The organism is Mycolicibacterium smegmatis (assembly GCF_001457595.1).
Classification (GTDB): Bacteria; Actinomycetota; Actinomycetes; order Mycobacteriales; family Mycobacteriaceae; genus Mycobacterium; species Mycobacterium smegmatis.
This window is the reverse complement of the sequence record NZ_LN831039.1, coordinates 4,323,948-4,349,661: the sequence shown is the minus strand read 5'-3', so window position 1 is coordinate 4,349,661 and position 25,714 is coordinate 4,323,948. Positions and strand designations below refer to the sequence as shown.

23 protein-coding genes and 1 pseudogene are annotated in these 25,714 nt (G+C 68.0%); 14 read left to right on the top strand and 10 right to left on the bottom strand.

Annotated elements, in window-relative coordinates; genetic code table 11:
- Positions 1-239 precede the first annotated feature (239 nt).
- From qcrB to ctaE, 4 genes are read right to left on the bottom strand one after another with little or no spacing between them, the layout of a single operon-like run.
- Positions 240-1,880: a cytochrome bc1 complex cytochrome b subunit gene (qcrB, locus tag AT701_RS20860; RefSeq protein ID WP_003895658.1), complete on the bottom strand. Its 1,641-nt coding sequence runs from the start codon at positions 1,878-1,880 to the stop codon at positions 240-242.
- Positions 1,877-3,085, bottom strand: a complete 1,209-nt coding sequence (gene qcrA / locus AT701_RS20855) for a cytochrome bc1 complex Rieske iron-sulfur subunit (protein ID WP_058126514.1) — start codon at positions 3,083-3,085, stop codon at positions 1,877-1,879. The genes qcrB and qcrA overlap by 4 nt, the downstream gene beginning before the upstream one ends.
- On the bottom strand, positions 3,082-3,888 hold the full coding sequence (gene qcrC / locus AT701_RS20850; RefSeq protein ID WP_011729686.1) for a cytochrome bc1 complex diheme cytochrome c subunit: 807 nt from the start codon (positions 3,886-3,888) through the stop codon (positions 3,082-3,084). The genes qcrA and qcrC overlap by 4 nt, the downstream gene beginning before the upstream one ends.
- 38 nt (positions 3,889-3,926) lie before the next feature.
- A complete protein-coding gene (gene ctaE, locus AT701_RS20845) occupies positions 3,927-4,538 on the bottom strand; it encodes an aa3-type cytochrome oxidase subunit III (protein WP_058126513.1) in 612 nt (203 codons plus the stop codon).
- Positions 4,539-4,649: 111 nt separating this feature from the next.
- Between ctaE and trpD the strand changes: the two genes are divergently transcribed.
- Positions 4,650-5,744 carry an anthranilate phosphoribosyltransferase gene (gene trpD / locus AT701_RS20840; RefSeq protein WP_058126512.1) on the top strand — a complete coding sequence of 365 codons (1,095 nt, stop codon included), beginning with the start codon at positions 4,650-4,652 and terminating at the stop codon, positions 5,742-5,744.
- Here trpD and AT701_RS34335 read toward each other — a convergent pair.
- Both AT701_RS34335 and AT701_RS20835 read right to left on the bottom strand, forming a co-directional pair.
- Positions 5,682-7,451: pseudogene (locus AT701_RS34335) on the bottom strand (DEDD exonuclease domain-containing protein); the annotation flags it as partial. The gene trpD and the pseudogene AT701_RS34335 sit on opposite strands and share 63 nt — an antisense overlap.
- Positions 7,452-7,609: 158 nt before the next feature.
- The gene (locus tag AT701_RS20835) at positions 7,610-8,809 is read right to left on the bottom strand and encodes an IS110 family RNA-guided transposase (RefSeq protein ID WP_058126511.1); all 1,200 of its coding nucleotides are present in this window, start codon (positions 8,807-8,809) and stop codon (positions 7,610-7,612) included.
- A gap of 476 nt (positions 8,810-9,285) precedes the next feature.
- Between AT701_RS20835 and AT701_RS35105 the strand changes: the two genes are divergently transcribed.
- The 4 genes from AT701_RS35105 (at position 9,286) to pimB (ending at position 12,875) form a co-directional block, all read left to right on the top strand.
- On the top strand, positions 9,286-9,510 hold the full coding sequence (locus AT701_RS35105; RefSeq protein ID WP_058127689.1) for a hypothetical protein: 225 nt from the start codon (positions 9,286-9,288) through the stop codon (positions 9,508-9,510).
- Positions 9,511-9,663: 153 nt separating this feature from the next.
- Positions 9,664-10,809 carry a peptidoglycan hydrolase RipC gene (ripC, locus tag AT701_RS20825; protein WP_058126510.1) on the top strand — a complete coding sequence of 382 codons (1,146 nt, stop codon included), beginning with the start codon at positions 9,664-9,666 and terminating at the stop codon, positions 10,807-10,809.
- A 79-nt stretch (positions 10,810-10,888) separates the two neighbouring features.
- Positions 10,889-11,686, top strand: coding sequence for a peptidase (locus AT701_RS20820; protein ID WP_011729680.1), 798 nt, complete (start codon positions 10,889-10,891; stop codon positions 11,684-11,686).
- Positions 11,687-11,717: 31 nt separating this feature from the next.
- The gene (gene pimB / locus AT701_RS20815) at positions 11,718-12,875 is read left to right on the top strand and encodes a GDP-mannose-dependent alpha-(1-6)-phosphatidylinositol monomannoside mannosyltransferase (protein ID WP_014877983.1); all 1,158 of its coding nucleotides are present in this window, start codon (positions 11,718-11,720) and stop codon (positions 12,873-12,875) included.
- On the opposite strand, the gene AT701_RS20810 is transcribed toward pimB, so the two are convergent.
- A complete protein-coding gene (locus AT701_RS20810; protein ID WP_058126509.1) occupies positions 12,866-14,665 on the bottom strand; it encodes an AMP-dependent synthetase/ligase in 1,800 nt (599 codons plus the stop codon). The two genes, pimB and AT701_RS20810, sit on opposite strands and share 10 nt — an antisense overlap.
- A gap of 91 nt (positions 14,666-14,756) precedes the next feature.
- Between AT701_RS20810 and AT701_RS20805 the strand changes: the two genes are divergently transcribed.
- From AT701_RS20805 to AT701_RS20785, 5 genes are all read left to right on the top strand, one after another.
- On the top strand, positions 14,757-15,146 hold the full coding sequence (locus AT701_RS20805) for a hypothetical protein (protein ID WP_011729677.1): 390 nt from the start codon (positions 14,757-14,759) through the stop codon (positions 15,144-15,146).
- A gap of 93 nt (positions 15,147-15,239) precedes the next feature.
- The gene (locus AT701_RS20800; protein ID WP_058127688.1) at positions 15,240-15,677 is read left to right on the top strand and encodes an SRPBCC family protein; all 438 of its coding nucleotides are present in this window, start codon (positions 15,240-15,242) and stop codon (positions 15,675-15,677) included.
- Entirely contained in the window at positions 15,678-16,955 is a 1,278-nt protein-coding gene (locus AT701_RS20795) for an ArsA family ATPase (protein WP_058126508.1), read from the top strand. It begins immediately after the preceding gene.
- Positions 16,952-17,359: a hypothetical protein gene (locus AT701_RS20790; RefSeq protein WP_003895642.1), complete on the top strand. Its 408-nt coding sequence runs from the start codon at positions 16,952-16,954 to the stop codon at positions 17,357-17,359. Before AT701_RS20795 ends, AT701_RS20790 begins: the two co-directional genes overlap by 4 nt.
- A gap of 106 nt (positions 17,360-17,465) precedes the next feature.
- Entirely contained in the window at positions 17,466-18,191 is a 726-nt protein-coding gene (locus tag AT701_RS20785) for a lysophospholipid acyltransferase family protein (RefSeq protein ID WP_003895641.1), read from the top strand.
- A 16-nt stretch (positions 18,192-18,207) separates the two neighbouring features.
- Here the strand turns inward: AT701_RS20785 and AT701_RS20780 are convergent, their stop codons facing one another.
- The gene (locus AT701_RS20780; protein ID WP_058126507.1) at positions 18,208-19,521 is read right to left on the bottom strand and encodes a glycosyltransferase 87 family protein; all 1,314 of its coding nucleotides are present in this window, start codon (positions 19,519-19,521) and stop codon (positions 18,208-18,210) included.
- An 83-nt stretch (positions 19,522-19,604) separates the two neighbouring features.
- Between AT701_RS20780 and AT701_RS20775 the strand changes: the two genes are divergently transcribed.
- The 3 genes from AT701_RS20775 to AT701_RS20765 are packed head-to-tail and all read left to right on the top strand — an operon-like array spanning position 19,605 to position 22,421.
- Positions 19,605-20,567, top strand: a complete 963-nt coding sequence (locus AT701_RS20775; RefSeq protein WP_011729672.1) for a membrane protein — start codon at positions 19,605-19,607, stop codon at positions 20,565-20,567.
- Positions 20,513-21,022: a polyadenylate-specific 3'-exoribonuclease AS gene (locus AT701_RS20770; protein ID WP_058126506.1), complete on the top strand. Its 510-nt coding sequence runs from the start codon at positions 20,513-20,515 to the stop codon at positions 21,020-21,022. The genes AT701_RS20775 and AT701_RS20770 overlap by 55 nt, the downstream gene beginning before the upstream one ends.
- 4 nt (positions 21,023-21,026) lie before the next feature.
- Complete coding sequence (locus AT701_RS20765; RefSeq protein WP_003895637.1) at positions 21,027-22,421, top strand: class II 3-deoxy-7-phosphoheptulonate synthase; 1,395 nt, start codon at positions 21,027-21,029, stop codon at positions 22,419-22,421.
- Between the two features lie 21 nt (positions 22,422-22,442).
- Here AT701_RS20765 and AT701_RS20760 read toward each other — a convergent pair whose 3' ends face one another.
- The gene (locus AT701_RS20760; protein WP_058126505.1) at positions 22,443-23,723 is read right to left on the bottom strand and encodes a protein kinase domain-containing protein; all 1,281 of its coding nucleotides are present in this window, start codon (positions 23,721-23,723) and stop codon (positions 22,443-22,445) included.
- 36 nt (positions 23,724-23,759) lie between these two features.
- On the opposite strand from AT701_RS20760, the gene AT701_RS20755 reads away from it, so the two are divergent.
- Entirely contained in the window at positions 23,760-24,164 is a 405-nt protein-coding gene (locus AT701_RS20755; RefSeq protein ID WP_058126504.1) for an Rv2175c family DNA-binding protein, read from the top strand.
- A 17-nt stretch (positions 24,165-24,181) separates the two neighbouring features.
- Here the strand turns inward: AT701_RS20755 and AT701_RS20750 are convergent, their stop codons facing one another.
- The gene (locus AT701_RS20750) at positions 24,182-25,699 is read right to left on the bottom strand and encodes an alpha-(1->6)-mannopyranosyltransferase A (protein ID WP_011729668.1); all 1,518 of its coding nucleotides are present in this window, start codon (positions 25,697-25,699) and stop codon (positions 24,182-24,184) included.
- Between the last annotated feature and the right edge of the window lie 15 nt (positions 25,700-25,714).

The following is a 25,714-nucleotide window of genomic DNA, read 5'->3' as shown; positions in this document are numbered from 1 at the left end:
GGCGTTACGAACGCGGTGGGTGTGGGGGTTTGGGTGCCCGGCGTGCCGAGCGGTCGCTCGCCGTTTGTAACGCAGTGGCGGAGAATCGCGTTCGGGAGCGCCGTGGCGTTACGAACGCGGACGGAGCGCGCACGGCCGAGATCCGGTGGGGTAGGGGAGTGGCGCACAGGAGAGCGCACATAAAAAGATCGCCGCAACCCCTCCGAAGAGGAATTGCGGCGATCCGAGTAACTCGGCGATCAGTGGTGACCGTTGGTCTCCCCGTTGCCGTGGATGCGGTCCTGGTGCTCCTTGAGCGCCGTGAGCGACTTGTGCTCGGACGCATGCGCGGCCTCGGTGAGCGCCTCGTGCTCCACCGCGGGATCGGGGAACAGGAAGCTGCCCGTGCCGGGAGCACCACCGGAGCCCAACTTGTTCATCCGTTTGGGCAGCGGAGCGCCCGCGTACTCCAGCGGAATCGGGTGGCCGTGCTCGTCGACCGGGCCCAGCGGCTGGTGCAGCTCGACGTAGGCACCGTGCGGAAGCCGCTTGATGATGCCCGTCTCGACACCGTGCTCCAGCACCTCACGGTCGCTGCGCTGCAGCGAGATTGCCCACCGGTAGGCGACGAAGTACACGATCGCCGGCAGCACCACCATGCCGATACGGCCGATCCACGTGGTCGCGTTCAGCGAGATGTGGAACTTCAGCGCGATGATGTCGTTCATGCAGGCGAACGTCAGCAGCAGGTAGAGCGCGATTGCCATCGAGCCGATGGCGGTACGTACCGGAACGTCACGCGGACGCTGCAGCAGGTTGTGGTGCGCGTCGTCGCCGGTCACCTTCTTCTCGATGAACGGGTAGGCGATCAGCAACGCGAACACCAGGCCCATGCCGACCGCGACCCACACGCCCTGCGGGATGGTGTGGCCGAACGGGTAGAACTCCCACGCCGGCCACAGACGGATCAGACCGTCGGTCCACATCATGTAGAAGTCCGGCTGGCTGCCCGCGGACACCTGAGAAGGCTTGTACGGGCCGAGGTTCCAGATCGGGTTGATCGTCAGCAGACCGCCCATGAGGCCGAGGACGCCGGTGATCATCGCGAAGAACGCCCCCGACTTGACCGCGAACACCGGCATGACGCGCACGCCGACGACGTTGGTCTCGGTACGGCCCGGGCCGGGGAACTGCGTGTGCTTCTGGAACCACACCAGCGCCAGGTGCGCACCGATGAGCGCCAGGATGATGCCCGGGATCAGCAGGATGTGCAGCGCGTACAGACGCGGGATCAGGATCTCGCCGGGGAAGTCGCCGCCGAACAGCGCCCAGTGCATCCAGGTGCCGATGACGGGGATACCCATCGTGATGCCGGAGAGCGCGGCGCGGATACCGGTGCCGGACAGCAGGTCGTCCGGCAGCGAGTAGCCGAAGAAGCCCTCGAACATCGCCAGGATCAGCAGCAGCGAGCCGATGACCCAGTTGGCCTCACGCGGACGACGGAACGCACCGGTGAAGAAGATGCGCGCCAGGTGGACCATGATCGACGCCGCGAACATCAGTGCCGCCCAGTGGTGGACCTGGCGGACGAACAGACCGCCACGCACCTCGAAGCTGATGTCCAGGGCCGTCTCGTAGGCCCGCGACATCTGCACGCCTCGAAGTGGCTGGTACACACCGTCGTAGGTGACGTGTGCCATCGACGGATCGAAGAACAGCGTCAGCCAGACACCGGTGAGCAGCAGGATGATGAAGCTGTACAGCGCGATCTCACCCAGCAGGAAGGACCAGTGGGTGGGGAACACCTTGTTCAGCTGTCGACGCACCGCCGCAGACGGGTGGTAGCGCGAGTCGATCGCATCGCCTTGCGCGGCGGCGAGTTTCGCAAAGTCAGGACTCATGATTTGCGCTCCCAGAATGCCGGTCCGACGGGTTCGACGAAGTCACCGTTGGCGACCAGGTACCCGTCTTCGTCGATGGTGATGGGCAGCTGCGCCAGGGCGCGCGCAGCCGGACCGAATATGGGCTTTGCGAATTCCAAAGCGTCGAACTGCGACTGGTGGCAGGGGCACAGGATGCGGTAGGTCTGCTGCTCGTACAGCGAGGACGGGCAGCCCAGGTGCGAGCAGACCTTGGTGTATGCGAAGAGCTCACCGAAGTTGAAGCTCTCCTGTCCCTTGCGCTTGATCACGCGGTGCATGTCGGCCGGCTTGATGCGGATCAGCATGACCGGGTTGCGAACGCCCATGGCGATCTCGGTCAGCTTGTGCTCCGACTCGACAGTGGTTCCGTCGCCGTCGGATTCACGCCACGGGAACACCGTCTCCATACCACCGGCGTCGATGTCCTCGGGGCGCATCTTGACGAACGGCGACTCACCGGGGCGACCGGTGGCGCGTGCCAGGTAGATGGTCTCGCCCTTGAAGCGCGGGGTCCATCCGGAGGTCCACAGCACGGCCTTCTTGCCCTCGGCCGTCGGAACGACGGGCTTCCACGGGTTCTTGATCAGGCCGCCGATGAAGGCGACGAGCGTGCCCGCACCGAACGCACCGAGACCGATACCGAGCGACAGGCCGATCACCTTGCGGCGCTTGAGGGTCGAGCCTTCGAGCGCATCGGTGAGGTTGGCCGCGACGGTCTTGCGGTGCAGCTCCGGGGAGCGTCCGTCGTGACGGTCCTGGACCGAGATCTCCTCGGGGATGAACTTCTTCTGGAACAGCACCGCGCCGATGCCGATCGAGAGGATCGACAGGCCGAAGGTCAGGCCGTACAGCGGGGTGGCCAGGGAGTAGAGGAACTCACCTTCGGAACCGAAAGGCTGGTACTCCCAAGGCCAGAAGAGGAACACCAGCAGCAGCGCCAGGCCCGAGAGCCCGCCGAGCATCAGCCAGTACGCGACCAGCCGCTCGGTGCGTTTCTCCGCCTTGGTGCCGGGAACAGGCCAGCGGTTTTCCTTGAAGATGGTCTCGACGCCGTCGATCTTGCCGCCGAGTTGTACCAGTTCCTCACGCGACATCTCCGCAAGTTCGGCGTCGGTGGGCTGTCCGGGCACCCCGGTCTGACCCGGCGCGTCAGTGCCCTTGATGTCTGGGCTGTCTTGACTCATGCTCGCGATCCGATCCACATGGCCACGCCGATGGCGGCCACCATTCCGATAATCCACATCGCCATGCCCTCGGGAGCGGGGCCGAAGCCGCCGAGGCCGTAACCGCCGTAGCTCGGGGTCTCGGCCGATTCGCGGACGTAGGCGACGATGTCGCGCTTCTCATCCGGCGTCAGCTGCCGGTCCGAGAACTTGGGCATGTTCTGCGGACCCGTCAGCATCGCGGTGTAGATCTGGGCCGGGTTGGCGTCCCCGAGGTCAGGTGCGTACTTGCCGGAGGACAGCGCGCCGCCCTTACCGGTGAAGTTGTGGCAGGACGCGCAGTTCAGGCGGAACAGGTCGCCACCGCGGGCGACGTCGCCGCCGATCAGCGACTCCTGCGCGACGGCGCCGTGATCGTCGCGGGGAACGGTGGGGCCGCCACCGTTGGCCTGCACGTAGGCGCCGAGGGCGTCGATCTGGGACTCGTCGAAGTGCGGGGGCTTCGACGGCGCCTGGGCCTCGCCGCGCATCGCGGGCATACGGCCGGTCGACACCTGGAAGTACACGGCCGCCTCGCCCGTGCCGATCAGGCTGGGACCGCGGTCCGGAACGCCCTGCAGGTTCGCGCCGTGGCACGACACACAGGACGTCTCGAAAAGCTGCTTACCGGTCCGCAGCAGCGCCGACTGTGATTCGTCGGCCACGGCAACCTGCGGCTGCGGCGTCAGCGTGGCCGCAACACCACCTGCGACTGCCAGACCGATCAGCAGCAGAAGCCCTGCTGACAATCGCCGGCGTAGCCGACGGCGCGACTTGCTGGTCATTGAACCCCTTCTCATCGAACTCATCGGCGAGCCGATATTCATCGGACGAAGTAGATGGTGGCGAACAGCGCGATCCACACGATGTCGACGAAGTGCCAGTAGTACGAGACGACAATCGCAGCGGTGGCCTGTGCCGGCGTGAACTTGCTCATCTTCGTCCTGGCCAACAGAAGGACGAAGGCGACCAGACCACCGATCACGTGCAGACCGTGGAAGCCGGTGGCCAGGTAGAACACCGACCCGTAGGCACTGCCCGGGATCGTGGTGCCGTGTTCGACCAGGTGGATGTACTCGTAGCCCTGGCCGAGCACGAAGAACAGGCCCATGAGGAAGGTGATGACGTACCACCTGCGCAGGCCGAAGACGTCACCGCGCTCGGCGGCGAAAACGCCCATCTGGCAGGTGAACGACGACGCGATCAGGACCAGCGTCACCGGTACAGCAAGGGCCAAATTGAGTTCGGTTGGCTCGGGAGGCCAAGCACCACCGGCTTGGGCGCGTGCCGTGAAGTACATCGCAAACAGTCCAGCGAAGAACATCAACTCACTGGAAAGCCACACGATGGTACCGACACTGACCATGTTCGGCCTGTTCAGCGAATGAACACGCGATGTGATGCCGGTTCCCGAGGTCCCTACAGCGCTCGTCACATCCGCAAGTATGACGCTTTGTAGTTGTCGAACTCCACCCGGGTCGAGCAATTGGGTCCAAACGTGTCGGGACCGGCCGGGTTCGCGCCGGTCGGGCGATAGCATGCGGCGGTGACATCCGGATCCTCGCAGCCGTTCCCTTCCGCTTCCGGCCCCGACGACGGACCGTCGTGGCCGCGCATCCTGGGTCGGCTGACCACCGGCCAGAACCTGCCCAACGGCCACGCCGCGTGGGCGATGGACCAGATCATGACGGGCGCAGCGACGCCCGCGCAGATCTCCGGTTTCGCGGTGTCGATGAAGATGAAGCGGCCCACCGCCTCCGAGGTTCGTGAGCTCGCCGACATCATGCTCACGCACGCGCGCCGCGTGCCGACCGACGAGATCGGCACCGACACAGTCGACATCGTGGGCACGGGCGGTGACGGGGCCAACACGGTGAACCTGTCGACGATGGCCTCGATCGTGGTGGCCGCGTGCGGTGTTCCGGTGGTCAAGCACGGCAACCGGGCCGCGTCGTCGCTGTCAGGTGGCGCCGACACGCTCGAGGCGCTCGGCGTGCGCATCGACCTCGGTCCCGACGACGTCGCGCGCAGCGTGCGCGAGGTGGGCATCGGGTTCGCGTTCGCGCCGCAGTTCCACCCGTCGTACAAGCACGCGTCGATCGTGCGCCGCGAGATCGGCGTGCCGACGGTGTTCAACCTGCTCGGTCCGCTGACCAACCCGGCGGGCCCGCGTGCGGGCCTGATCGGTTGCGCGTGGGCGGATCTGGCCGAGGTGATGGCCGGTGTGTTCGCCGCGCGCGGTTCCAGCGTGCTGGTGGTGCACGGCGACGACGGTCTGGACGAACTGACGACCACGACGACCAGCACGATCTGGCGCGTCCAGGGCGGCACCATGGAGCGGCTGACGTTCGATCCGGCGGCGTTCGGCTTCAAGCGCGCCGAGATCAGCGAGCTGGTGGGTGGCGACGCGTCGGAGAACGCGGCCGAGGCCCGTGCCGTGCTCGGCGGCGCCAAGGGGCCGGTGCGCGACGCGGTGGTCCTCAACGCGGCCGGGGCGATGGTGGCCCACGCGGGTCTAGCCAGCGACGCTCAGTGGCTTCCGGCGTGGGAGGCCGGTCTCGCGCGTGCCGTCGAGGCCATCGACTCCGGTGCGGCCGAACAACTGCTCGCGCGTTGGGTGCGGTTCGGTCAGCAACTCTGAGCGGTCCTGCTGCGCTGCCAGCCGTGCCGAACGGGCCGTGGCGGCCCACTGTGCGTAGCGGCCTGCCGCGCCGATCGGCGTCGCCCAGCCCGCGTCGGTCTGGCTGACGGTCCGCACGATGCGGACGTCGGGTGCGGCCAGCCAGCGCGCGATGAGCGCGGTCTCCTCGACGAGCGCCCCGCCCAGCGGCTCCGCGGTCGGCATGACCACCTGGGCCGCCGCGCAGATCGCGTCGACGACCGGCATGGGCGGCACCCCGCGGCGTGCGGTGCCTGCGCCTGCGAGCTGCCCGTACCGCACGACCGCGAAATGCCAGCCGCCGTTGCCGTCACGACGGGCGGCGACCAGTTCGGGAAGCGACGTGAGCGTCTGCAGGCGCTGGCCGCGCCACAACGTGTCGATCGCCACCGCGGCGTGGTCGCGGACCCGTGCGGCCTTCTCGTAGCGGCTGTCGGCCGCGAGCTGCTCGATGTGCATCAGCACGTCGGCCAGCACGGCGCTGTCCGCGCCGTCGATCAGATCAGCGGCGCGCCGCGCGGCCGCGGCGTACTCGTCGGCGCCTGCGCCCTGCGTGGCCGGGCACGGTGACAGCTCGCGTTCCGGGCAGCGGTGGATCCCCGTCGCGCCGAATCGAGACGTACACGTGCGCACACCGGTGAACCGTGCCAGCAGATCCGCGGTCTCGACGGCGTCGGATCGCGCCGAGAACGGTCCGATGGCCTTGCGGTGCCTGGGATCTCGAACCGCCGACAGCCGGGGGAACGGCTCGTCGGTCAAGGCCACCCACCACCAGCGCTTGGGCGCCTTGGAGCGACGGTTGTACGGCGGGGCGTGCGCGGCGAGCAGGCGCAGCTCGCGCACCCCGGCCTCCAGATCGTGCGCGCACTCGACGTGGTCGACGCGGGTGGCCAGTGAGGCCATCTCCTTCATGCGGGCCCGCGGGTCGGCCCCGGTGAAGTACTGCCGGACCCGGCGACGCAGATCGACCGCGGTGCCGACGTAGAGCACCTCGTCGGACGGGCCGCGGAACAGGTACACCCCCGGCCGGTTCGGCAGGCCGTCGGCCAGTGCGCGGTTGCGCCGCTGCGCGGGGGTGGTGTCGGGCAGGTACGCCCGCAGATCGGCCAGCGTGTGCACACCCTGGTTGCCGACACGCTCGATGAGCCCGTGCAGCACGTCGACCGTGGCCCGCGCGTCGTCGAGCGCGCGGTGCGTCGGCGTGGTCGACGCACCGAACAGCCGCGCGAGTTCGGACAGCCGCACGCTGGGTGCCTCGTCACGCGTGAGCACACGGCGCGCGAGCTTCACGGTGCACAGCACGGGCGGGCGCGGCCAGGTGAGCTGCGTGCGTTCGGCTGCCGCGCGCAGGAAGCCGATGTCGAATCCCGCGTTGTGCGCCACGAGCACCGCGCCGCGCGCGAACTCCAGGAACATCGGCAGCACGGCATCGATGCGCGGCGCGTCGCGCACCATCGCCGTGGTGATCCCGGTGAGCTCGACGATCTGCGGCGGGATGGCGCGGCCCGGGTCGACGAGCGTCGCGAGCTCGCCGAGCACCTCACCGCCGCGGACCTTGACCGCGCCGATCTCGGTGATGGCGTCGCACAGGCCGCCCGGTGCGGTGGCCTTGGCGCGCCCGCCGGTGGTCTCGAGGTCGACGACGACGAACGTGGTGTCCGCCAGGGACACATCTCTTTCCAGCTCCATGTCCAGCGAGAGCTGCGCGCCGACGGCGGTGCTGCGCTGGCTCATGGCGATGACGTTAGGGAACCCCACCGACATCGCGCGGCGCGCCGCGCCGCTCGGATCGGACGGTGTCGCGATCGCAACCGTGGATGGCTTGATGCTCCTATTCGTGTTACGGGTCAAGCGGCGCTGAGGTACTCGCGGTAGTTGGCGGCGAGGGTGTCGTCGCGTTTGAGTCCGCGTTCGAGGCGGGAGATGTCGTTGGGCCAGACGTCGAGGTGGTTGGCGACGGTGGTCAAGGTGATGTTCTTCGCTTGCCGGGCGGGTCGAAGGTCGCTGTAGTCGTCGATGGCGCAGGGTTGGCTGAGCAGGCGGAAGACTTCACGGGCAACGGCGCGTTTGAGCAGTCGGATGATCTCGATCTTGCTGCGACCGTTGGCCGTTTGACGGGCTACGTAGTCACGGGTGCGGGGATCGTTGGACATTCGAACCAACGCGATTCGGTAGAGCGCGTTGTTTGCTGTGCGGTCGCCACCGCGGGAGAGTCGGTGGCGGGTGGTCTTACCCGAAGAGGCGGGCACAGGCGCTGCGCCGCATAGGGCGGCGAAGGCGGCTTCGCTGCGCAGTCGGTGCGGGTTCATGCCGGCGGTGATCAGCAATGCGGCGGCGGTGTCGGGTCCGACACCGTGCGCGGCGCGCAGTCCGGGGTTCATCTGCTGGGTCAGGGTGTGGATCTGCTCGGTAAGTTCGTGTTCTTGGTGATGGAGGAACTGCGCACGGTAGGCGAGGGCCTTCAACGCGGTGAGCACGGCGACGGCGGTGGGGTCGGTGTGAGCGGTGGGACGACAGCGAGCCAGTTCTTTGACCAGGCCTCTGGTGGTGTAGCGGCGGTAGCATTCCCGCAGTTCAGATGGTGCAGTTACCAACAGCGATTGAATCTGATTGGTGGCAGCGGTGTGGGCCTTAACAGCGCCTCGGCGGGCGGTCAGCAGCGCACTGAGGGCTAGGGTGCGTTCGTCTTTAGGGGCAGCCAGTCCGTGCCCGGACAACGCCGTGCGGGCTGCGGCGTAGGCATCCAGTGGGTCGGACTTGCCGCGGCGTCGGCGCGCAGCGCGGTCGGGCCGGTTGACCTCGACGACGTCGATGCCGCCGTCTTGCAGCGCCCGGGTCAGGCCGGCCCCATAGGAATTGGTGCCTTCCACCCCAGCAAGGGTGACCGTGCCGAAGCTCTGCGCCCATTTGACCGCAACGTAGTAACCCGATGGGCGGGTGGGAAACTCAGCATCGCCGAGAGGTTTGCCCGTCTCAGACAAAGCGGCAAGGTGGATGGTGTCGAGGTGAGTATCGGCGCCGATGACGACGATCTGTGACGGTGTCACGATGGTGGTGCCCTTCTGCCGGTGTTCACCGGCGGTTGCGGTGTGACACCCTGGTAGGGCGGGCAGACAAGACATTGAAGAGGGAACTGCCAGGCTCCTGATTAGGTCATGTCCGCTCTACCGGGAGCTTATGGAGCAACCCACCCGCCACTGGTGGGACAGATCAAGTCAAGGACAACCCAGTAGGGCGTCAGTCAGTGCGAGGGTCACCACCAGCAGCGGACGGGCTGCCTCATTGTCAACCGCGATCGGCTGAACAACATCAATGTCGGTGGCCGGCGATACGGTCGCGCAAACACCGATCGAGAGGACGGTCAAGGATGAGTGGAATGCAGCAGAGGCTGCCCGGTTGGGATGACCGGGACGGCTGGCGCGACGACCGGGACAACCACTGGGACAACGAACGGGACAACGACTGGGACAAAGCAGGTCCCGTCTCACAGGAAGTCAGGGAGTACTGCGACGACTGGGACGCCATGGTCGAGCAGGCACCCGAGACCGGTAGTGTGACCATCGACTGTGACGACTGCGCGGTACGCGGTGCGGGCTGTCAGGACTGTGTCGTGAGTGTGTTGCTGGGTGTGCCGGGAAAGTTGCTGGACGACGAACGCCGGGCGCTGGAAGTCCTTGCGGAAGCAGGCCTTGCACCGCGCTTGCGTCTCGTGCCGATCCACCGCAAGGGTGAGCCGGGAGTTGCCTGAACGACACGCAACCGTTCTGCCACAGGAAAATTCCAGGAGCCCCTGTTAAATTTGCATCTCCTGTTGGACAACCCCGATGCCGTTTCGTAACCTATCCGAGACCAAATAGCAGCTTCGAAGCGGCTCGCTGACACCAGTTGTGAGGACGAAAACTTGAGGCACGCTCGCGCGCATCGGCCCACAAGTCGTTTCAAGCGACCCATAGCAGGTGCGATAGCGAGTCTGGCGTTAGGCGCTGGTCTTCTCGCGGGAAGTGTGCAGGCCGACCCCGCCGACGACGCGCTGGCAAAGCTCAACGAGCTGTCCCGGCAGGCTGAGCAGACCACCGAGGCCATGCACTCGGCGCAGCTCGACCTGGACAACAAGCTGGCAGCGCAGCAGGCGGCCGAGAAGAAGCACTCCGAAGACGCGGCAGCCGCCGAGCAGGCGCGCGCGCAGCTGGCAACGTTCCAGGCTTCGGTGAACCGTGTTGCTGCAGCGCAGTACATGGGTGGTCGCACCTCCGGCGTCGACGCGATCCTCACGGCCGACTCCCCGCAGCAGCTGATCGACCAGCTCGCGGTGCAGCGGGTGATGGCCACCGAGATGGCCACGCAGATGCAGAACTTCCGCTCGGTGGGCGAAAAGGCCGCCGCAGCAGAGCAGGCATCGGCAAAATCGGCCGCCGAAGCCAAGACCGCGGCCGAGCAGGCTGCCGCAGTGCGCGCCGAACTGCAATCCAAGCAAAGTCAGCTGCAGGTGCAGATCGCCATCGTCAAGTCGCAGTACGAGGCGCTCACACCACAGCAGCGCGAGGCGCTCGCGACCGCGCCGCCGCCTCCCGCCGCGCCGCCGGCGCCCGGCCCGGATGCGTTGCCACCGGCCAACGATCCCGGCGTGATCGCAGCTCCGCCCGAGGGCATCCCGCCGGGCGACATCGCTCCGCCGGACGCGGCGATCCCGGGCGGACCGAGCCCGGTGTCCAACACGGTGATCCAGGCGGCGCTCAGCCGCATCGGCTCGCCGTACTCGTGGGGTGGCTCCGGCCCCAACGCCTTCGACTGCTCGGGTCTGGTGATGTGGTCGTTCCAGCAAGCGGGCATCTCGCTGCCGCACTCCAGCCAGGCGCTGGCACGCGGAGGCCAGCCCGTCTCGATGGACAACATCCAGCCGGGCGACCTGGTGACCTATTACTCGGACGCATCGCACGTCGGTATCTACATCGGAGACGGAATGATGGTGCACGCGTCGACCTACGGCTCCCCGGTTCGGGTCGCCCCGGTCAACAATGCGCCCATCTACAACGTCCGCCGTTACTGATCCCAGTGATCCCGGCCGTGGCCGGCATGCGTTTCCCGCGCGGCTTCTGAGGCGTATACCGACACGGATCCTCGGGCTTGTGCTGCTGGTCGAACTCGGCCTGGCGGTCGCCCTGCTCGGCACCGCGTCGAACCCGCCGAGTGCCGGGCAGCAACCCCACCCGCCCGTGAGCGCGACGAGTGCACCGGCCGACGCCGCGCCCGTGCAGACATTCACGCTGCCCGACGGCCGTACCGCACGCCTGTTGACCCTCGGCGGACCACAGACCGACGTGCTGCTCGACCGCATCCGCGACGAGCTACTCGGCGCGGCCGACGCCGTGACCGCGTTCTGGGGTCCGGACTGGCCGCGGGAGATCGACATCGCCGTGGCAGGCACGCCCGAGCAGTTCCGCGTGCTCGGCGGTGTGGGCGCCGACATCGCCGCGATCACCACGGCCGACCGCATCGTCTTCGCCCCCGGCGCGGCGACCATGAGCCCGGCCGCGTTGCGGATCGTCCTGCGACACGAACTGTTCCACTACGCGGCCCGGTCGGTCACGGCGTACGACGCGCCCCGCTGGCTCACCGAGGGGGTTGCCGACTACGTGGCGCGGCCCGACGCGCCGCGGCCGGGGCCACAGGCTGCGCAGATGCTCGCGAGGCTGCCCACCGACGCCGATCTCGACACGCCCGGCTCGACCCGTTCGACGGCGTACGACCGGGCCTGGTGGTTCACCCGCTACGTGGCCGACGCGTACGGGCCCGCAAAACTGCGTGACCTGTACGTGCGGGCCTGCGGCTTCGACCATCCGGACATCGCGACCGCGGTGCGGACCAGTCTGGGCGCCGAACTCGACGCGGTGGTCGACGGGTGGCGGCGCTGGATGAGCGGCTAGCCTGATCGCCGATGGGTAAAGAGACCGTGCGATGACCCGGGTGTTGTTGGTCACCAACGACTTTCCACCGCGACGCGGCGGGATCCAGTCGTATCTGGAGGCTTTCGTCGGCGAACTGGTCCGCACCCACGAGCTCACGGTGTACGCGCCCAAGTGGAAGGGTGCTGAAGAGTACGACGAGAAGGCCGCCCGGAGCGGCTACCGCGTCGTACGCCATCCGACGACGCTCATGCTGCCCGAGCCGACGGTCGCATCCCGCATGAAGCGGCTCATCGGCGAGCACGACATCGAGACCGTGTGGTTCGGTGCCGCGGCGCCGCTCGCGCTGCTGGGACCGCTGGCCCGCCGGGCCGGGGCCAGACGCATCGTGGCGTCCACCCACGGGCACGAGGTCGGCTGGTCGATGCTGCCCGTCGCGCGCACCGCACTGCGCCGAATCGGCAACGACGCCGACGTGGTGACGTTCGTCAGCCGCTACACGCGCAGCCGCTTCGCGTCGGCCTTCGGCCCGTCCGCGGCGCTGGAGCACCTGCCGCCCGGCGTCGACACCGACCGGTTCGCGCCCGACCCGGACGCCCGCGCGCGGATGCGCGAACGCTACGGCCTGGGGGACCGGCCGGTGGTGGTGTGCCTTTCGCGGCTCGTACCGCGCAAGGGGCAAGACATGCTGATCCGGGCGCTGCCCGAACTGCGCAGGCGGGTGCCCGACACCGCGCTGGCCATCGTGGGCGGCGGACCGTACCTGGAGACGTTGCAGCGCATGGCGTCCGACCTGGGCGTGGCCGAGCACGTCGTGTTCACGCGCGGAATCCCCGCCGAGGAGCTACCCGCACACCACGCGATGGCCGACGTGTTCGCGATGCCGTGCCGCACGCGCGGCGCCGGTCTGGACGTCGAGGGCCTCGGGATCGTCTACCTGGAGGCCTCGGCATGCGGCGTGCCGGTGGTGGCGGGGCGGTCCGGCGGCGCACCCGAGACCGTGCTGGACGGCAAGACCGGAACTGTCGTCGACGGAACCGATGTCGACGCGATCACCACGGCCGTCGGCGATCTGCTCGCCGATCCGCGCCGCGCGGCCGCGATGGGCGTCGCGGGCAGGCACTGGGCGCTGGACAACTGGCAGTGGCGGACGCGGGGCGCCCGCCTCGCCGAACTGCTCTCGGGCCGACGCGAGGCGCGTCAGGCGTAGAGCGCCGCGATGTCGGTGGCGAACTTCTCGGCCACCACCTTGCGCTTGACCTTCAGCGTCGGGGTGAGTTCTCCGGTGTCCTCGGTGAAGTCGACCGGCAGGATGCGGAACTTGCGGATCGCCTCGGCGTTGGAGACGGCCTGATTGGCCTCCTTGACCGCGAGGTTGATCTCGGCGATCAGGTCCGGGTCCTCGGCCAATTCGGCCACTGTGGCGCTCGCGCTCTTGGCGTTGCGTTCCTTCCAGGCGGGGAACGCCTCGGGGTCGATCGTGATGAGCGCGGCGATGAACGGCTGTTTGTCGCCGACTGCCATGGCCTGGCTGATCAGCGGGTGCGCGCGCAGCCGGTCTTCGAGCAGTGCGGGGGCGACGTTCTTGCCGCCCGCGGTCACGATGATCTCCTTCTTGCGGCCGACGATGGTGAGGAACCCGTTGTCGTCGATGGCGCCGAGGTCACCGGTGTGGAACCAGCCGTCGGCGTCGATCACGGCCTTGGTCTCGTCCTCGTTCTTCCAGTAGCCGTTGAACACCACGCCGCCCTTGACCAGCAGCTCGCCGTCGTCGGCGATGCGCATGCTGTTGCCGGGGACGAGCCTTCCGACCGATCCGACCTTGAGGTCGTTGAGCCGGTTCACGGTGATCGCGGCGCTGGTCTCGGTGAGCCCGTAACCCTCGTAGATGCTCAGGCCGACACCGCGGTAGAAGTGGCCGAGCCGTTCGCCCAGCGGCGCGCCGCCGGAGATCGCGGCGTGGCACTCGCCGCCCAGCGCGGCGCGCAGCTTGCCGTAGACCAGCTTGTCGAACACCGCGTGCTTGACGCGCAGCAGCAGGCCTGGGCCGCCCTTGTCCTGGGCCTTGCTGAACTCGATGGCGGTCTCGGCGGCGATCTCGAAGATCTTGCCCTTGCCGTCGTTGCGGGCATTCTGCTCGGCGGTGTTGTAGACCTTCTCGAACACGCGCGGGACCGAGATCACCAGCGTCGGCTTGAACACCCCGAACATCGGGACCAGGTTCTTGATGTCGCTGGTGAAGCCGAGCGTGACCTTGTTGGCGAACGCGCCGATCGTGATGGCGCGGGCCAGCACGTGCGCCAGCGGAAGGAACACCAGGATCCGCTCACCCTTGGCCAGGTGATCGGGGAAGCACTCCTTCTGCCCGCGGATCTCGTAAAGCAGGTTCGAATGCGTGAGCTGGCAGCCCTTGGGCTGGCCGGTGGTGCCCGAGGTGTAGATCAGCGTGGCCGGATCAGACGACTTGATGTTGGCCAGGCGCTTGTCCAGTTCAGCCGGGTCGACGTCCTTGCCCGCCTCGGCGAGTGCGTCGAGAGCCGGGGTGCCGGAGCCGTCGATGCGGAACACCTTGCGCAGTGCGGGCAACTGATCCCTGAGTTGCTCGACCTTGTCGGCATGGGCATCGGTCTCGGCGAACACGAGGACCGACTCGGAGTTCTCGAGCACGAAACGCACCTGCTCAGCGGCCGAGGTCTCGTAGATCGGGACGGTCACCGCGCCGATGGACAGGATCGCGAAGTCGATGATCGGCCACTCGTAGCGGGTGGCCGACAGGATGGCCACCCGGTCGCCGGGCTGAATGCCTTCGGCGATCAAACCCAAAGCCGCCGAACGGATCTGGGCGGCGGCCTGTGCGCAGGTCACATCGGTCCACGTCCCGTCCACCAGGCGGCGCAGGATCACGTGGTCCGGGTCGTCGGTCTCGTGGGCGTATACGCAGCCGGCCACGTTGTCGTACTCGCCGACGGTGAACGATGCGGGAATGCTGTCCTCACGCACTGTCTGCCCTCCAGGCTTTTGCTCGGTGCTTTGCGGTCAGCCTAGTCGGCCGCTATGGGCCAATGGCGGCGCATGTGTGAAGCTATTCGCGATGAACAGCATTCAGATCGCCGACGAGACCTTCATCGCCGCCGATCCGGCCGCGGTCGGCGCGGCGGTGGCCGACACCGCGAGTTGGCGCCGGTGGTGGCCGGACCTGCGGCTGACCGTCGTGGAGGACCGCGCGGAAAAAGGGCACCGCTGGACCGTGACCGGCGCGTTGACCGGGACCATGGAGATCTGGCTCGAGGAGGTCCTCGACGGCGTGATCCTGCACTACTTCCTGCATGCCGAGCCGTCGGCCGTCACCGCCAGGGCGTTGGCACGTATGGATATGGCGAAGATGAACCACCGGCGCCGCGTCGCGGGCAAGGTGATGTCCTTCGAGATCAAGCAGCGGCTGGAGGCCGGAAGGCCCGTCGGAGTGTCGCCGCGGGCCTGAGACGGGTCGAGTTCGTTACGGGAGGGTAGATTTCCCGGTAGGGCCCAGGACAGGTCGTGTACCTCCGGCGCAACGGGGGAGAAGGGCGTGCAGGTGGCGGACAAAACTGCGCAGACCATCTACATCGAAGCCGATCCGAAGACGGTGATGGATGTCATCGCCGACATCGGTTCGTATCCGGAGTGGGTTGCCGAGTACAAGGAGACCGAGGTGCTCGAGGTCGATGTCAACGGCAATCCCAAGAAGGCCCGGCTGGTGCTCGACGCCGCGGTCCTCAAGGACACGATGGTGCTGGAGTACGTGTGGCCGCCCGATCGGACCTCGGTGACCTGGTCTCTGGTGTCGAGTTCGCTGTTGCGCTCGCTCAACGGGGCTTATCGGCTGTCGCCCAAGGGATCCGGCACCGAGGTGACCTATGAGCTCTCGGTGGATCTGGTCGTCCCGATGATCGGACTGCTCAAACGCAAGGCCGAGCGCAGGCTCACCGACACCGCGCTCAAGGACCTCAAGAAGCGGGCCGAGGTGCGGTGAGTGCCGCCGATCCCGCCGCCTGAGAGCCCGTCGGTACCCGCCCGGATCAGCCTGTTCGTCGGCAAGGGCGGTGTCGGTAAGTCGACGCTGGCGACGGCCACCGCGGTGCGCGACGCGCAGGCGGGTCAGCGGGTGCTCATCGTGTCGACCGACCAGGCGCATTCCACGGGCGACGTACTGGGCATCGAGCTGGCGCCGACGGGGGAGCGGGCGCCGACGCGCGTGCTCGCCGACATGGACACCGGTTCGGAGACCGGCGGGTTCCTCGACGCCCTGGCCCTGGACACGCTCGCACTGCTCGAGGCGCGGTGGGTGGAGGTCGCCGAGACGCTGTCGGCACGTTTTGGTGAATCCGATCTGGGAAGCGTTGCACCGGAAGAGCTCTCGGCTCTCCCGGGCATCCAGGAGGTGCTGGGTCTCTACGAGGTCGGCGAGCTCGCCGAGTCGGGGCAGTGGGATCACGTCGTGGTGGACTGCGCCTCCACCGCCGACGCGTTGCGCATGCTCACCCTGCCCGAGACGTTCGGTCTGTACCTGGAGCGCGCGTGGCCCCGGCACCGCCGCCTGTCCGGCACCGTCGACGCGGCCACCGCGACGATCGTCGCGCTCATGGAGCGCATCGACGCGGGCCTGCGCAGGGTCGGTTCGCTGCTCACCGACGGCTCGCGCGTCAGCGCCCACCTGGTGCTCACCCCCGAGCGGGTGGTCGCGGCCGAGGCGGCCCGCACACTGGGCTCGCTCGCGCTCATGGGTGTCGAGGTGGCCGAACTGCTCGTCAATCAGATTTTGGTTCAGGATGATTCGTTCGAGTACCACAACTTGCCCGCGCATCCCGCATTCGACTGGTACACCGAGCGCATCTCCGAGCAGCAGGCCGTGCTCGACGAACTCGACGCCACGATCGGTGACGTGTCGCTCGTGCTGGTGCCGCACCTGGCGGGCGAGCCGATCGGGCCCAAGGCGCTCGCAGAGCTGCTCGAAGCAGCGCGGCGCCGCGACGGCGCGCCCCCGCCAGGGCCGCTGAAGCCGATCGTGGACCGCGAATCCGGTTCCGGACTCGAAGCCGTGTACCGGATGCGGTTGGAGTTGCCGCAGGTCGATTCAGCCGCGCTGACGCTGGGCCGGGTCGACGACGACTTGATCATCGGAGTCGGCGCCATGCGGCGCCGTGTACGGTTGGCGTCTGTCCTGCGACGGTGCATCGTCGTGGACGCCTCGTTGCGGGGCAGTCAGCTGACGGTGCGATTCCGTCCGAATCCGGAGGTGTGGCCGGTATGACTGGGGCTCATCCCGACCTCGGGCCGGAACTTCGTCAACTCGCGCAGGCCATCCTCGACCGGCTCGACCCCGCCGTGCGCATGGCCGCCGCGCGCGCCGCGGCCGCGGCGGCGCAGGGTCCCGGCAGATGCCAGCAGGTGTGGTGTCCGGTGTGTGCGCTGGCAGCCGTCGTAAACGGCGAGGAGCACCCTTTGCTGGGCGTGATCGCCGAGCACAGCGTCGCTTTGCTCGCGGTGATCCGCGCACTGCTCGACGACACGGGTCCGGGAGGGGACACCGACGGTCCCGGCCCGGGACCGGGCGACGACGGGCCGGGACCCGGACCCGACGAAACCCCGCCGACATCCGGACCGGGTGCGGGGCCGGGCCGCTACCAGCCCATCCCGGTTACGGTCGAGGAATGACCCGCCGGGACGCGGATCGCAGCAACAGCGGTCCTGTGGTCGGTCCAACATCGCGTGGGTAAAGTTGTCGCAGAGCGCCGCCCGGTGCATCTAGGTGGAGGGGTCCATGTGGTACTGGATTTTCAAGTTCGTCCTGTTGGGACCCTTGCTGGCCCTCATCGGTAGGCCGAAAGTCACTGGGCTGGAGAACATCCCGGCCGACGGCCCGGCGATCCTGGCCAGCAACCACCTCGCGGTGATGGACAGTTTCTACCTCCCGCTCGTGGTCAGCCGCCGCATCACGTTCCTGGCCAAGAAGGAGTACTTCACCGGCACCGGGATCAAGGGCCGCTTCCTGGCGTGGTTCTACACGGTCGTCGGCCAGGTGCCGATCGACCGCACCGACGCCGATTCGGCGCAGGACGCGCTGAACACCGCCGAGCGGATCCTCAATCAGGGCAAGTTGCTCGGCATGTACCCCGAGGGCACCCGTTCGCCCGACGGCAGGCTCTACAAGGGCAAGACGGGCCTGGCCCGCCTGGCGCTGCAGACCGGTGTGCCGGTGATCCCGGTGGCGATGGTCGGCACCGACGTCGTCAACCCGCCCGGGCACAAGGGCCTGCGGTTCGGCCACGTCGAGGTCCGCATCGGCAAGCCGATGGACTTCTCGCGCTTCGACGGCCTGGCGGGTAACCGCTTCATCGAACGCGCCGTCATCGACGAGGTCATGTACGAGCTCATGCGGCTCTCCGAGCAGGAGTACGTCGACCTCTACGCCGCCGACGTGAAGAAGGCAGGTGACGCGGCGCCGGCCAAACCGGCGTCGCGACTGCCCGAGGCCGCCGCGGGCTGATTCCTGAACGGGCCGGTCAGCCGGCCTCGCCGCGTGCGAGCGGCACGAGCGGCTCATCGGTTTCGTGAGCATCACCGGTGTGCGTGCGTGACGACGACACCAGCCCGATCACCACGATCACCGCGAACGCCCACCACACGTAGGACCCGCCCGCCAGCTGACGCCACAACGACGCCGTGGTCTCGCGGTGCTCGGGCAGCAGCGTGATCGGCGTCCACACCGTCAGCGCGAGGCCCGCCGCGGTGAGCGCCGCGAACCAGACGCTGCGGCGGCGGTAGGCCAGTACCGCGGTCACCACCAGAACCGGCAGCATCCACACCCAGTGGTGCGACCACGACACCGGTGAGACCACCAAGCCGAACAACGCGACGCACACGAGCGTGAGCACGGGCGCCTCGGTGGTCTGATCGGCGGTGTCACCGCGCAGGGCGCGTCGGACCGCCCACACCGTCAGCGCGAGCACCGCGAAGCATGCCAGCACCCACAGGATGAACCGTGGGCTCTCACCGAGTCCCAGCCGGGCCAGCGCACCGGCGATGTTCTGGTTGGTGTTCAGCGTGGCGGTGCCGATCCGGTCGGTGTTGCGGACGGTCTCCGTCCAGTACTCCACCGAGTCGCTCCACGCCAGCGCGAAGCCCGCCAGGGATGCGACGACGGCCGTTGCCGCGGTCCGCAGCAGCGTGTGGATGTCGCGGCGCAGCAGGAAGTACAGCAGGAACACCGCGGGGGTCAGCTTGAGCGCGATGGCCAGTCCCAGCAGCAGGCCGCGTGGCCACGGCGTGCGCCGCGGCACGCAGTCGGCGATCACCAGCGTCATCAGCACGACGTTGATCTGGCCGAACTCGAAGTTGGACCGGATCGGTTCGAGATAGATCACCGCGGGCGCGACCATCGCCGCGGCCAGCCAGGCGCGGCGCATCCAGGCCGGTTCCGAGGTGACAGTGGTGTGCGGCCACACGTCGAGGCGCGTCAGCACGATCGTGGTGGCGACGATCAGCAGCACCAGCGTCGTCGCCGTGATCGCCGAACTCGCCAGCGGCAGCGAAAGCCACGCGAACGGAGCGAATGCGATCGCGGCGAGCGGGGGATAGGTGAACGGCAGATCGAGGCCGCCCTGGGTGTGGAAGATCGCTCCGTCGGCGTAAAGTGGCCTGCCGTCGAGCCAGGCTCGGCCACCCATGCGGTACACGTCGATGTCGATGCGGTAGGGCACGCGGCCCAGCAACCGCCATCCGACCCACAGCACCCCGGCCAGCGTCAGCAGCTGAAAAACCCGCCACGCGATGGTTGGTGCCAAACCAGCCCCGCGGGGCGACTGCCGCTTACTCATCTCCAACACAGACTATCTGTGGCCGCCGCGCCTAGCCGCAACCACGGCCGCGACGCGCCTGTTTGGGCGTAAGTTCTGACATCGTGCAAGCGACCGTCCACCTCGATCTCGTCCCACGCGATCGCCTGCCGCTGGTGTGCTGCCTGCTGGCGTTCATCCTCACCTTCTTCGTGACCCGAACCGTGGTGCGCTACATCCGCAGCCACGCCGACAGCGACCAGCCGCGCAGATGGTGGCAGCCCCGCAACATCGCGCACGGCACCATGCACATCCACCACGTCGTGATCGGTGTCGTGCTGGTCATGGTCTCCGGGGTAACCATGGTGACCTTGGCGGTAAACGGCGGGGTGGCCGAGTTCACGGTCGCCGCGACGTTCTTCGGCATCGGCGCCGCGCTCGTGCTCGACGAGTTCGCGCTGATCCTGCATCTGTCCGACGTGTACTGGTCCGAGGACGGCCGCACCTCGGTCGACGCGGTGTTCGCTGCGGTGGCCGTGGCCGGCCTGCTGATCCTGGGATTCAACCCGCTGTCGTTCTTCGACGTCGACATCTGGCGCGAGGATCCCAGCTGGCTGGCGCGCGCCGCGGTGGTCCTGCTCGCGGTGGTTACGCTGTTGCTGGCGGTCGTCGTACTGCTCAAGGGCAAGGTGTGGACGGGTCTGGTGGGAATGTTCATCACCCCGTTGCTGGTCATCGGTGCCATCCGGTTGTCACGGCCGCACGCGCCGTGGGCCCGGTGGCGCTACACGAAACGACCCCGCAAGATGCACCGCGCGCTCGAGCGGGAACGATGGCTGCGGCGTCCGGTGGTGCAGGCCAAACTGTGGCTGCAGGACGCCATCACCGGGATGCCGAGGTTTCCCGATGATGCGGCGGTCGATGAGCAACTGGACCGGGAGATCCACGCCGCGCCCGCACCCGGGGCCGGGATCGACGCCAAGATCGAGGCCCGGATCGAAGCTAGGACGGAACGGACGAGGCGAACTGGTTCATGCGGTACTTCTACGACACCGAGTTCATCGACGACGGACGCACGATCGACCTGATCTCGATCGGCGTCGCCGCCGAGGACGGACGCGAGTACTACGCGATCTCCACGGAGTTCAACCCCGACCGGGCCGGCCGGTGGGTTCGCAAGCACGTGCTGCCCAAGCTGCCGTCGCCGTCGTCGAAGCTGTGGCGCTCGCGCCGGCAGATCCGCGCCGAACTCGAAGAGTTCTTCGGCATCGACGGCGACGAGCCCATCGAGCTGTGGGCCTGGGTGGGGGCCTACGACCACGTCGTGCTGTGCCAGCTGTGGGGGCCGATGACCGACCTACCGCCCGCCATGCCGCGGTTCACCCGCGAACTGCGCCAGTTCTGGGAGGACCACGGGTCACCTCGCATGCCAGCGCGGCCGACCGATGCGCACGACGCGCTGGTCGACGCACGCCACAACCTGGAGCGCTTCCAGCTCATCACGCAGGCTCACAAAACCGCGCTTTACCGGCAGTTACCATGAACGGGTGAACTGGACCGTCGACATCCCCATCGACCAGCTACCGCCTTTGCCGCCGCTGTCCGACGAGCTTCGGCAACGGCTGGATTCGGCACTGGCCAAGCCGGCTGTCCAGCAGCCCAGCTGGGACCCCGATGCCGCCAAGGCCATGCGCACGGTCCTGGAGAGCGTGCCGCCGGTCACCGTGCCGTCGGAGATCGAGAAGCTCAAGGGTCTGCTCGCCGACGTCGCGCAGGGCAAGGCGTTCCTGCTGCAGGGCGGTGACTGCGCCGAGACCTTCGTCGACAACACCGAACCGCACATCCGCGCCAACATCCGCACGCTGCTGCAGATGGCGGTGGTACTGACCTACGGCGCGAGCATGCCGGTGGTGAAGGTTGCCCGCATCGCCGGGCAGTACGCCAAGCCGCGGTCCTCCGACGTCGACGCGCTGGGGCTCAAGTCCTACCGCGGCGACATGATCAACGGTTTCGCCCCCGACGCCGCGGCCCGCGAACACGATCCGTCGCGTCTGGTGCGCGCGTACGCCAACGCGAGCGCGGCGATGAACCTGATGCGTGCGCTGACCTCGTCGGGGCTGGCGTCGCTGCATCTGGTGCACGAGTGGAACCGCGAATTCGTCCGCACGTCGCCCGCCGGAGCGCGTTACGAGGCGCTGGCCGGTGAGATCGACCGCGGCCTGAACTTCATGTCGGCCTGCGGTGTCGCCGACCGCAACCTGCAGACCGCCGAGATCTTCGCGAGCCACGAGGCCCTGGTGCTCGACTACGAGCGCGCGATGCTGCGCCTGTCCAACCCGGCCGAGACCGACGGTGCGGCCAAGCTGTACGACCAGTCGGCGCACTACCTGTGGATCGGTGAGCGCACACGGCAACTCGACGGCGCGCACGTCGCGTTCGCCGAGGTGATCGCCAACCCGATCGGCGTCAAGCTCGGTCCGACCACCACGCCGGAACTCGCCGTCGAGTACGTCGAGCGCCTTGACCCGAACAACGAACCGGGCCGGCTGACGCTCGTGACCCGCATGGGCAACAACAAGGTGCGCGACCTGCTGCCGCCGATCATCGAGAAGGTGCAGGCCACCGGACATCAGGTGATCTGGCAGTGCGACCCGATGCACGGCAACACCCATGAGTCGTCCACGGGGTACAAGACCAGGCACTTCGACCGCATCGTCGACGAGGTGCAGGGCTTTTTCGAGGTGCACCACGCGCTGGGCACGCATCCCGGCGGCATCCACGTCGAGATCACCGGCGAAAACGTCACCGAATGTCTCGGTGGGGCACAGGACATTTCGGATTCCGACCTGGCCGGCCGCTACGAGACCGCGTGCGATCCGCGTCTCAACACCCAGCAGAGCCTTGAACTCGCGTTCTTGGTCGCGGAGATGCTCCGCGATTAGGCAGGGGGAGATGCCCCGCGATCACTGGATCAGGGTGGCGATGTTGCTGCCCAGGGTCCAGGCCGCCGCTGCGGTCAGGCCGGTGACCGTGAGCACCGCGATCACCCAGATCAGCACCATGCGCTTGGCACGCTGGCGCGCCCAGTAGAACTCGGTCATGTCGATGCCCGCGAATTGCCCTGACACCGTTGAATAGTCGTATTCGTCGTACTCGTCGGTGTACTCGTCATCGTCGGGGGCGGCGGGGATCGGCGCCCAGTCCTGCTGGTCACGCGTGATCTCCCTGGTGTGCTGTCGCGGCGCGGCCGCGGGCACCGGCGGAGGCGGCGGGGCGACCTCGGCCGTGGTCTCCAGATCCGGTCGCGGACGGTTGTGGAACCGCGTCGCCGCGAGGTGCTGCGCCGAGTTGCGCGGCGCGGGCACCCGAAACGGTGGCAGGCCCAGCTCGTCGATGATGACGTCGAGCGCGGCGCCCATCTCGCCGGCGTCGGCGTAGCGGCCTGCCGGGTCGCGCGTAGCGGCCCGGCGCACCAGATCGTCGAATTGCCTTGGCACACCGGCGATCCGGGTACTGGGAGGCGGCACGTCGTGATCCATGCGCTGATAGGCGACGGCCAGTGCGCTGTCGCCGGTGAACGGCGTGGTGCCGGTGAGCAGTTCGAAGGTCAGGATCCCGACGGCGTAGACGTCGCTGCGGGGATCGGCGTCGCCGGTCGCGACCTGCTCGGGCGACAGGTAGGCCGCGGTGCCCAATATCACGCTGGTGGAAGTGATTTTGGCCTCGGCGACCGCGCGCACCAACCCGAAGTCGGCGATCTTGACCTCGCCGTCGTCGGAGATCAGCACGTTCTCGGGTTTGATGTCGCGGTGCACCAGGCCGTTGCGGTGCGCGACCGCGAGCCCGCCCAGGACGGGCTCGAGCACCGCGGCGACCGCGTGCGGGGGCATCGGGCCGCGTTCGGTGAGCAGTTCGCGGAGTGTGCCGCCCTCGATGAGTTCCATCACCAGAAACGGGTACTGGCGCTCCGACCGGCGGTCGAGACCCTGGTCGTACACCGCCACCAGGCCGGGCGCCTTGAGCCTGGCCACGGCGCGCGCCTCGCGCTGGAACCTGGTGAGAAAGTGCTCGTCACCGGCGTACCGCGAGTCCATGACCTTCAACGCGACCGGACGGTCCAGGCGCGTGTCGAGCCCCCGGTACACCGTCGACATGCCACCTGTCGCGATGGGCATGTCCACGCGGTACCGCCCGTCCAGCAGGCTGCCGACGAGCGGATCCGATTGCTGCTCCACCGAACACATGTTACGAGTCCCGGGCGGCAGCCTAGAATCAGTGCGGTGAGCAGTATTCCGGCCGCCGATGACGTTCTGGATCCAGACGAGGCCGTCTATGACCTTCCGACCGTGGCCGACATCCTCGGTATCCCGGTCACCAAAGTCCACCAGCAGCTGCGCGACGGCCATCTGGTGGCCGTGCGGCGAAACGGTGTGGTCGCCGTGCCCAAGATCTTCTTCGACGACGCGGGCCACGTGGTCAAGTCACTGCCGGGGTTGCTGGTCGTCCTGCGTGACGGCGGCTACCGCACCAACGAGATCCTGCGCTGGTTGTTCACCCCGGACGAGTCGCTGACCATCACGCGCGACGGCAGCACCGAGCGCCTGACCAACGCGCGTCCGGTCGACGCGCTGCACTCGCACCAGGCGCGTGAGGTGATCCGCCGCGCCCAGGCGATGGCCTATTGACGGCTCGCCGTCGTGGCCTATTGACGGCTCGCCGTCGCCTCAGCGCTCTCCGGCGCCCGGTACAGCGAGTACCACGCCGCGACAGCGCACGCCGTCGTCAGCAGCACGTGGGCCCATGAGTACATGCCGTGGGCGCCATCGGGTTTCCACATGACCATGATCCACGTCGAGAACCCGGCGATCGCCGCGATGCCGGGCCGGGTCTGCACCAGGGCCGCGGCGACGGCCAGCGGCCAGGTGTAGTACCAGGGGAGCGCGGCGGGCACGAACAGCACCACGACCACCATCGCCAGCGCGATCCCGGTGAGCGCCTCACGATCGGTGTGGCGGTAGCGCCACCACAACAGCGGCAGCGCGATGACGATGGCCGCGATGCCGATGATGCGCGCGACCTCGAGTACCGCGTAGAAGTTGACGGAGAAGAACAACCCGCCGATGGCGTTGATGAGGTTGGACGCCGCGGTCGGCACGGTCAGCCAGTTGATGATCTTCACCGAACCGGCCAGCGCGGTCAGCCAGCCCAGCCCCACCCCGGCAACCCACGACAGCACCGCGAACACCGCGCCGAAGATCAGCACCGACGCCGCCGTGGACACCACGAACGCGCGTACCGGCGGCATGTCGTGGCGGTCGCGGAGCTGACGCATCCACACCCACACCATGAACGGAAGCGCCAGGCCCGCCGTGGCTTTCACCGCGACCGCGGTGGCTATCAGGCCGACGCCCCAGATCGGGCGGCCCGCGAAGGTCAGCGCGATCGCGGCCATCATCAGGCCCACCATGAGCATCTCGTTGTGGACCCCGCCCATGAGGTGGATGATCACCAGCGGGTTGAGCACGCAGATCCACAGCGCTGCCGCGGCGTTGGCGCCGACGTGGCGGGCCACCCGCGGTGCCGCCCAGATCAGCAGCAACAGGCCGGGCAGCATGCACAGCCGCAGCAGCATCGTGCCTGCCACCACGTCGTTGCCCACCAGCATGGTGACGAACTTCGCCACCAGGATGAACGCGGGCCCGTACGGCGCGGTGGTCGTGGTCCAGATCGGACTCACGTTCTCCAACAACGAGTTCGGGTTCTCGACCGGGCCCACCACATACGGGTCGAAACCGTCGCGCAGCAGCGCGCCCTGCGCCAGGTAGGAGTACGTGTCACGGCTGAACAGCGGCACCGAGAGCAGCAGCGGCGCCAGCCAGAACCCGGTGGTGGCGACCATCGTGTACTCGGTTGCGGTGCGGTCGATCACGCGCCGTCCCAGCCACAGCCACGCGATGAGCATGAGCGCGACACCGGTCCACAGCAGGATCGACGACACCACCAGGCCGTGCCCGAACCGCAACCACGACAGGTGCAGCGATTCCAGCAGCGGATCGTGCAGGCGTGTGCTGCCCGCGCCGAGGCCGCCGATGGTCAGCACGGTGGCGCCGAGGCAGCCCAGGCGTGCCGGACGCGCCTCTGCGGACACGGCGAAGGCGGCCAGGCGCGAAACGTGCTCGGCCAGGCCGGGGTTCGGTTTGTGGGTTTCCGTCGGTGTCATGGTGTGGACTGTCGA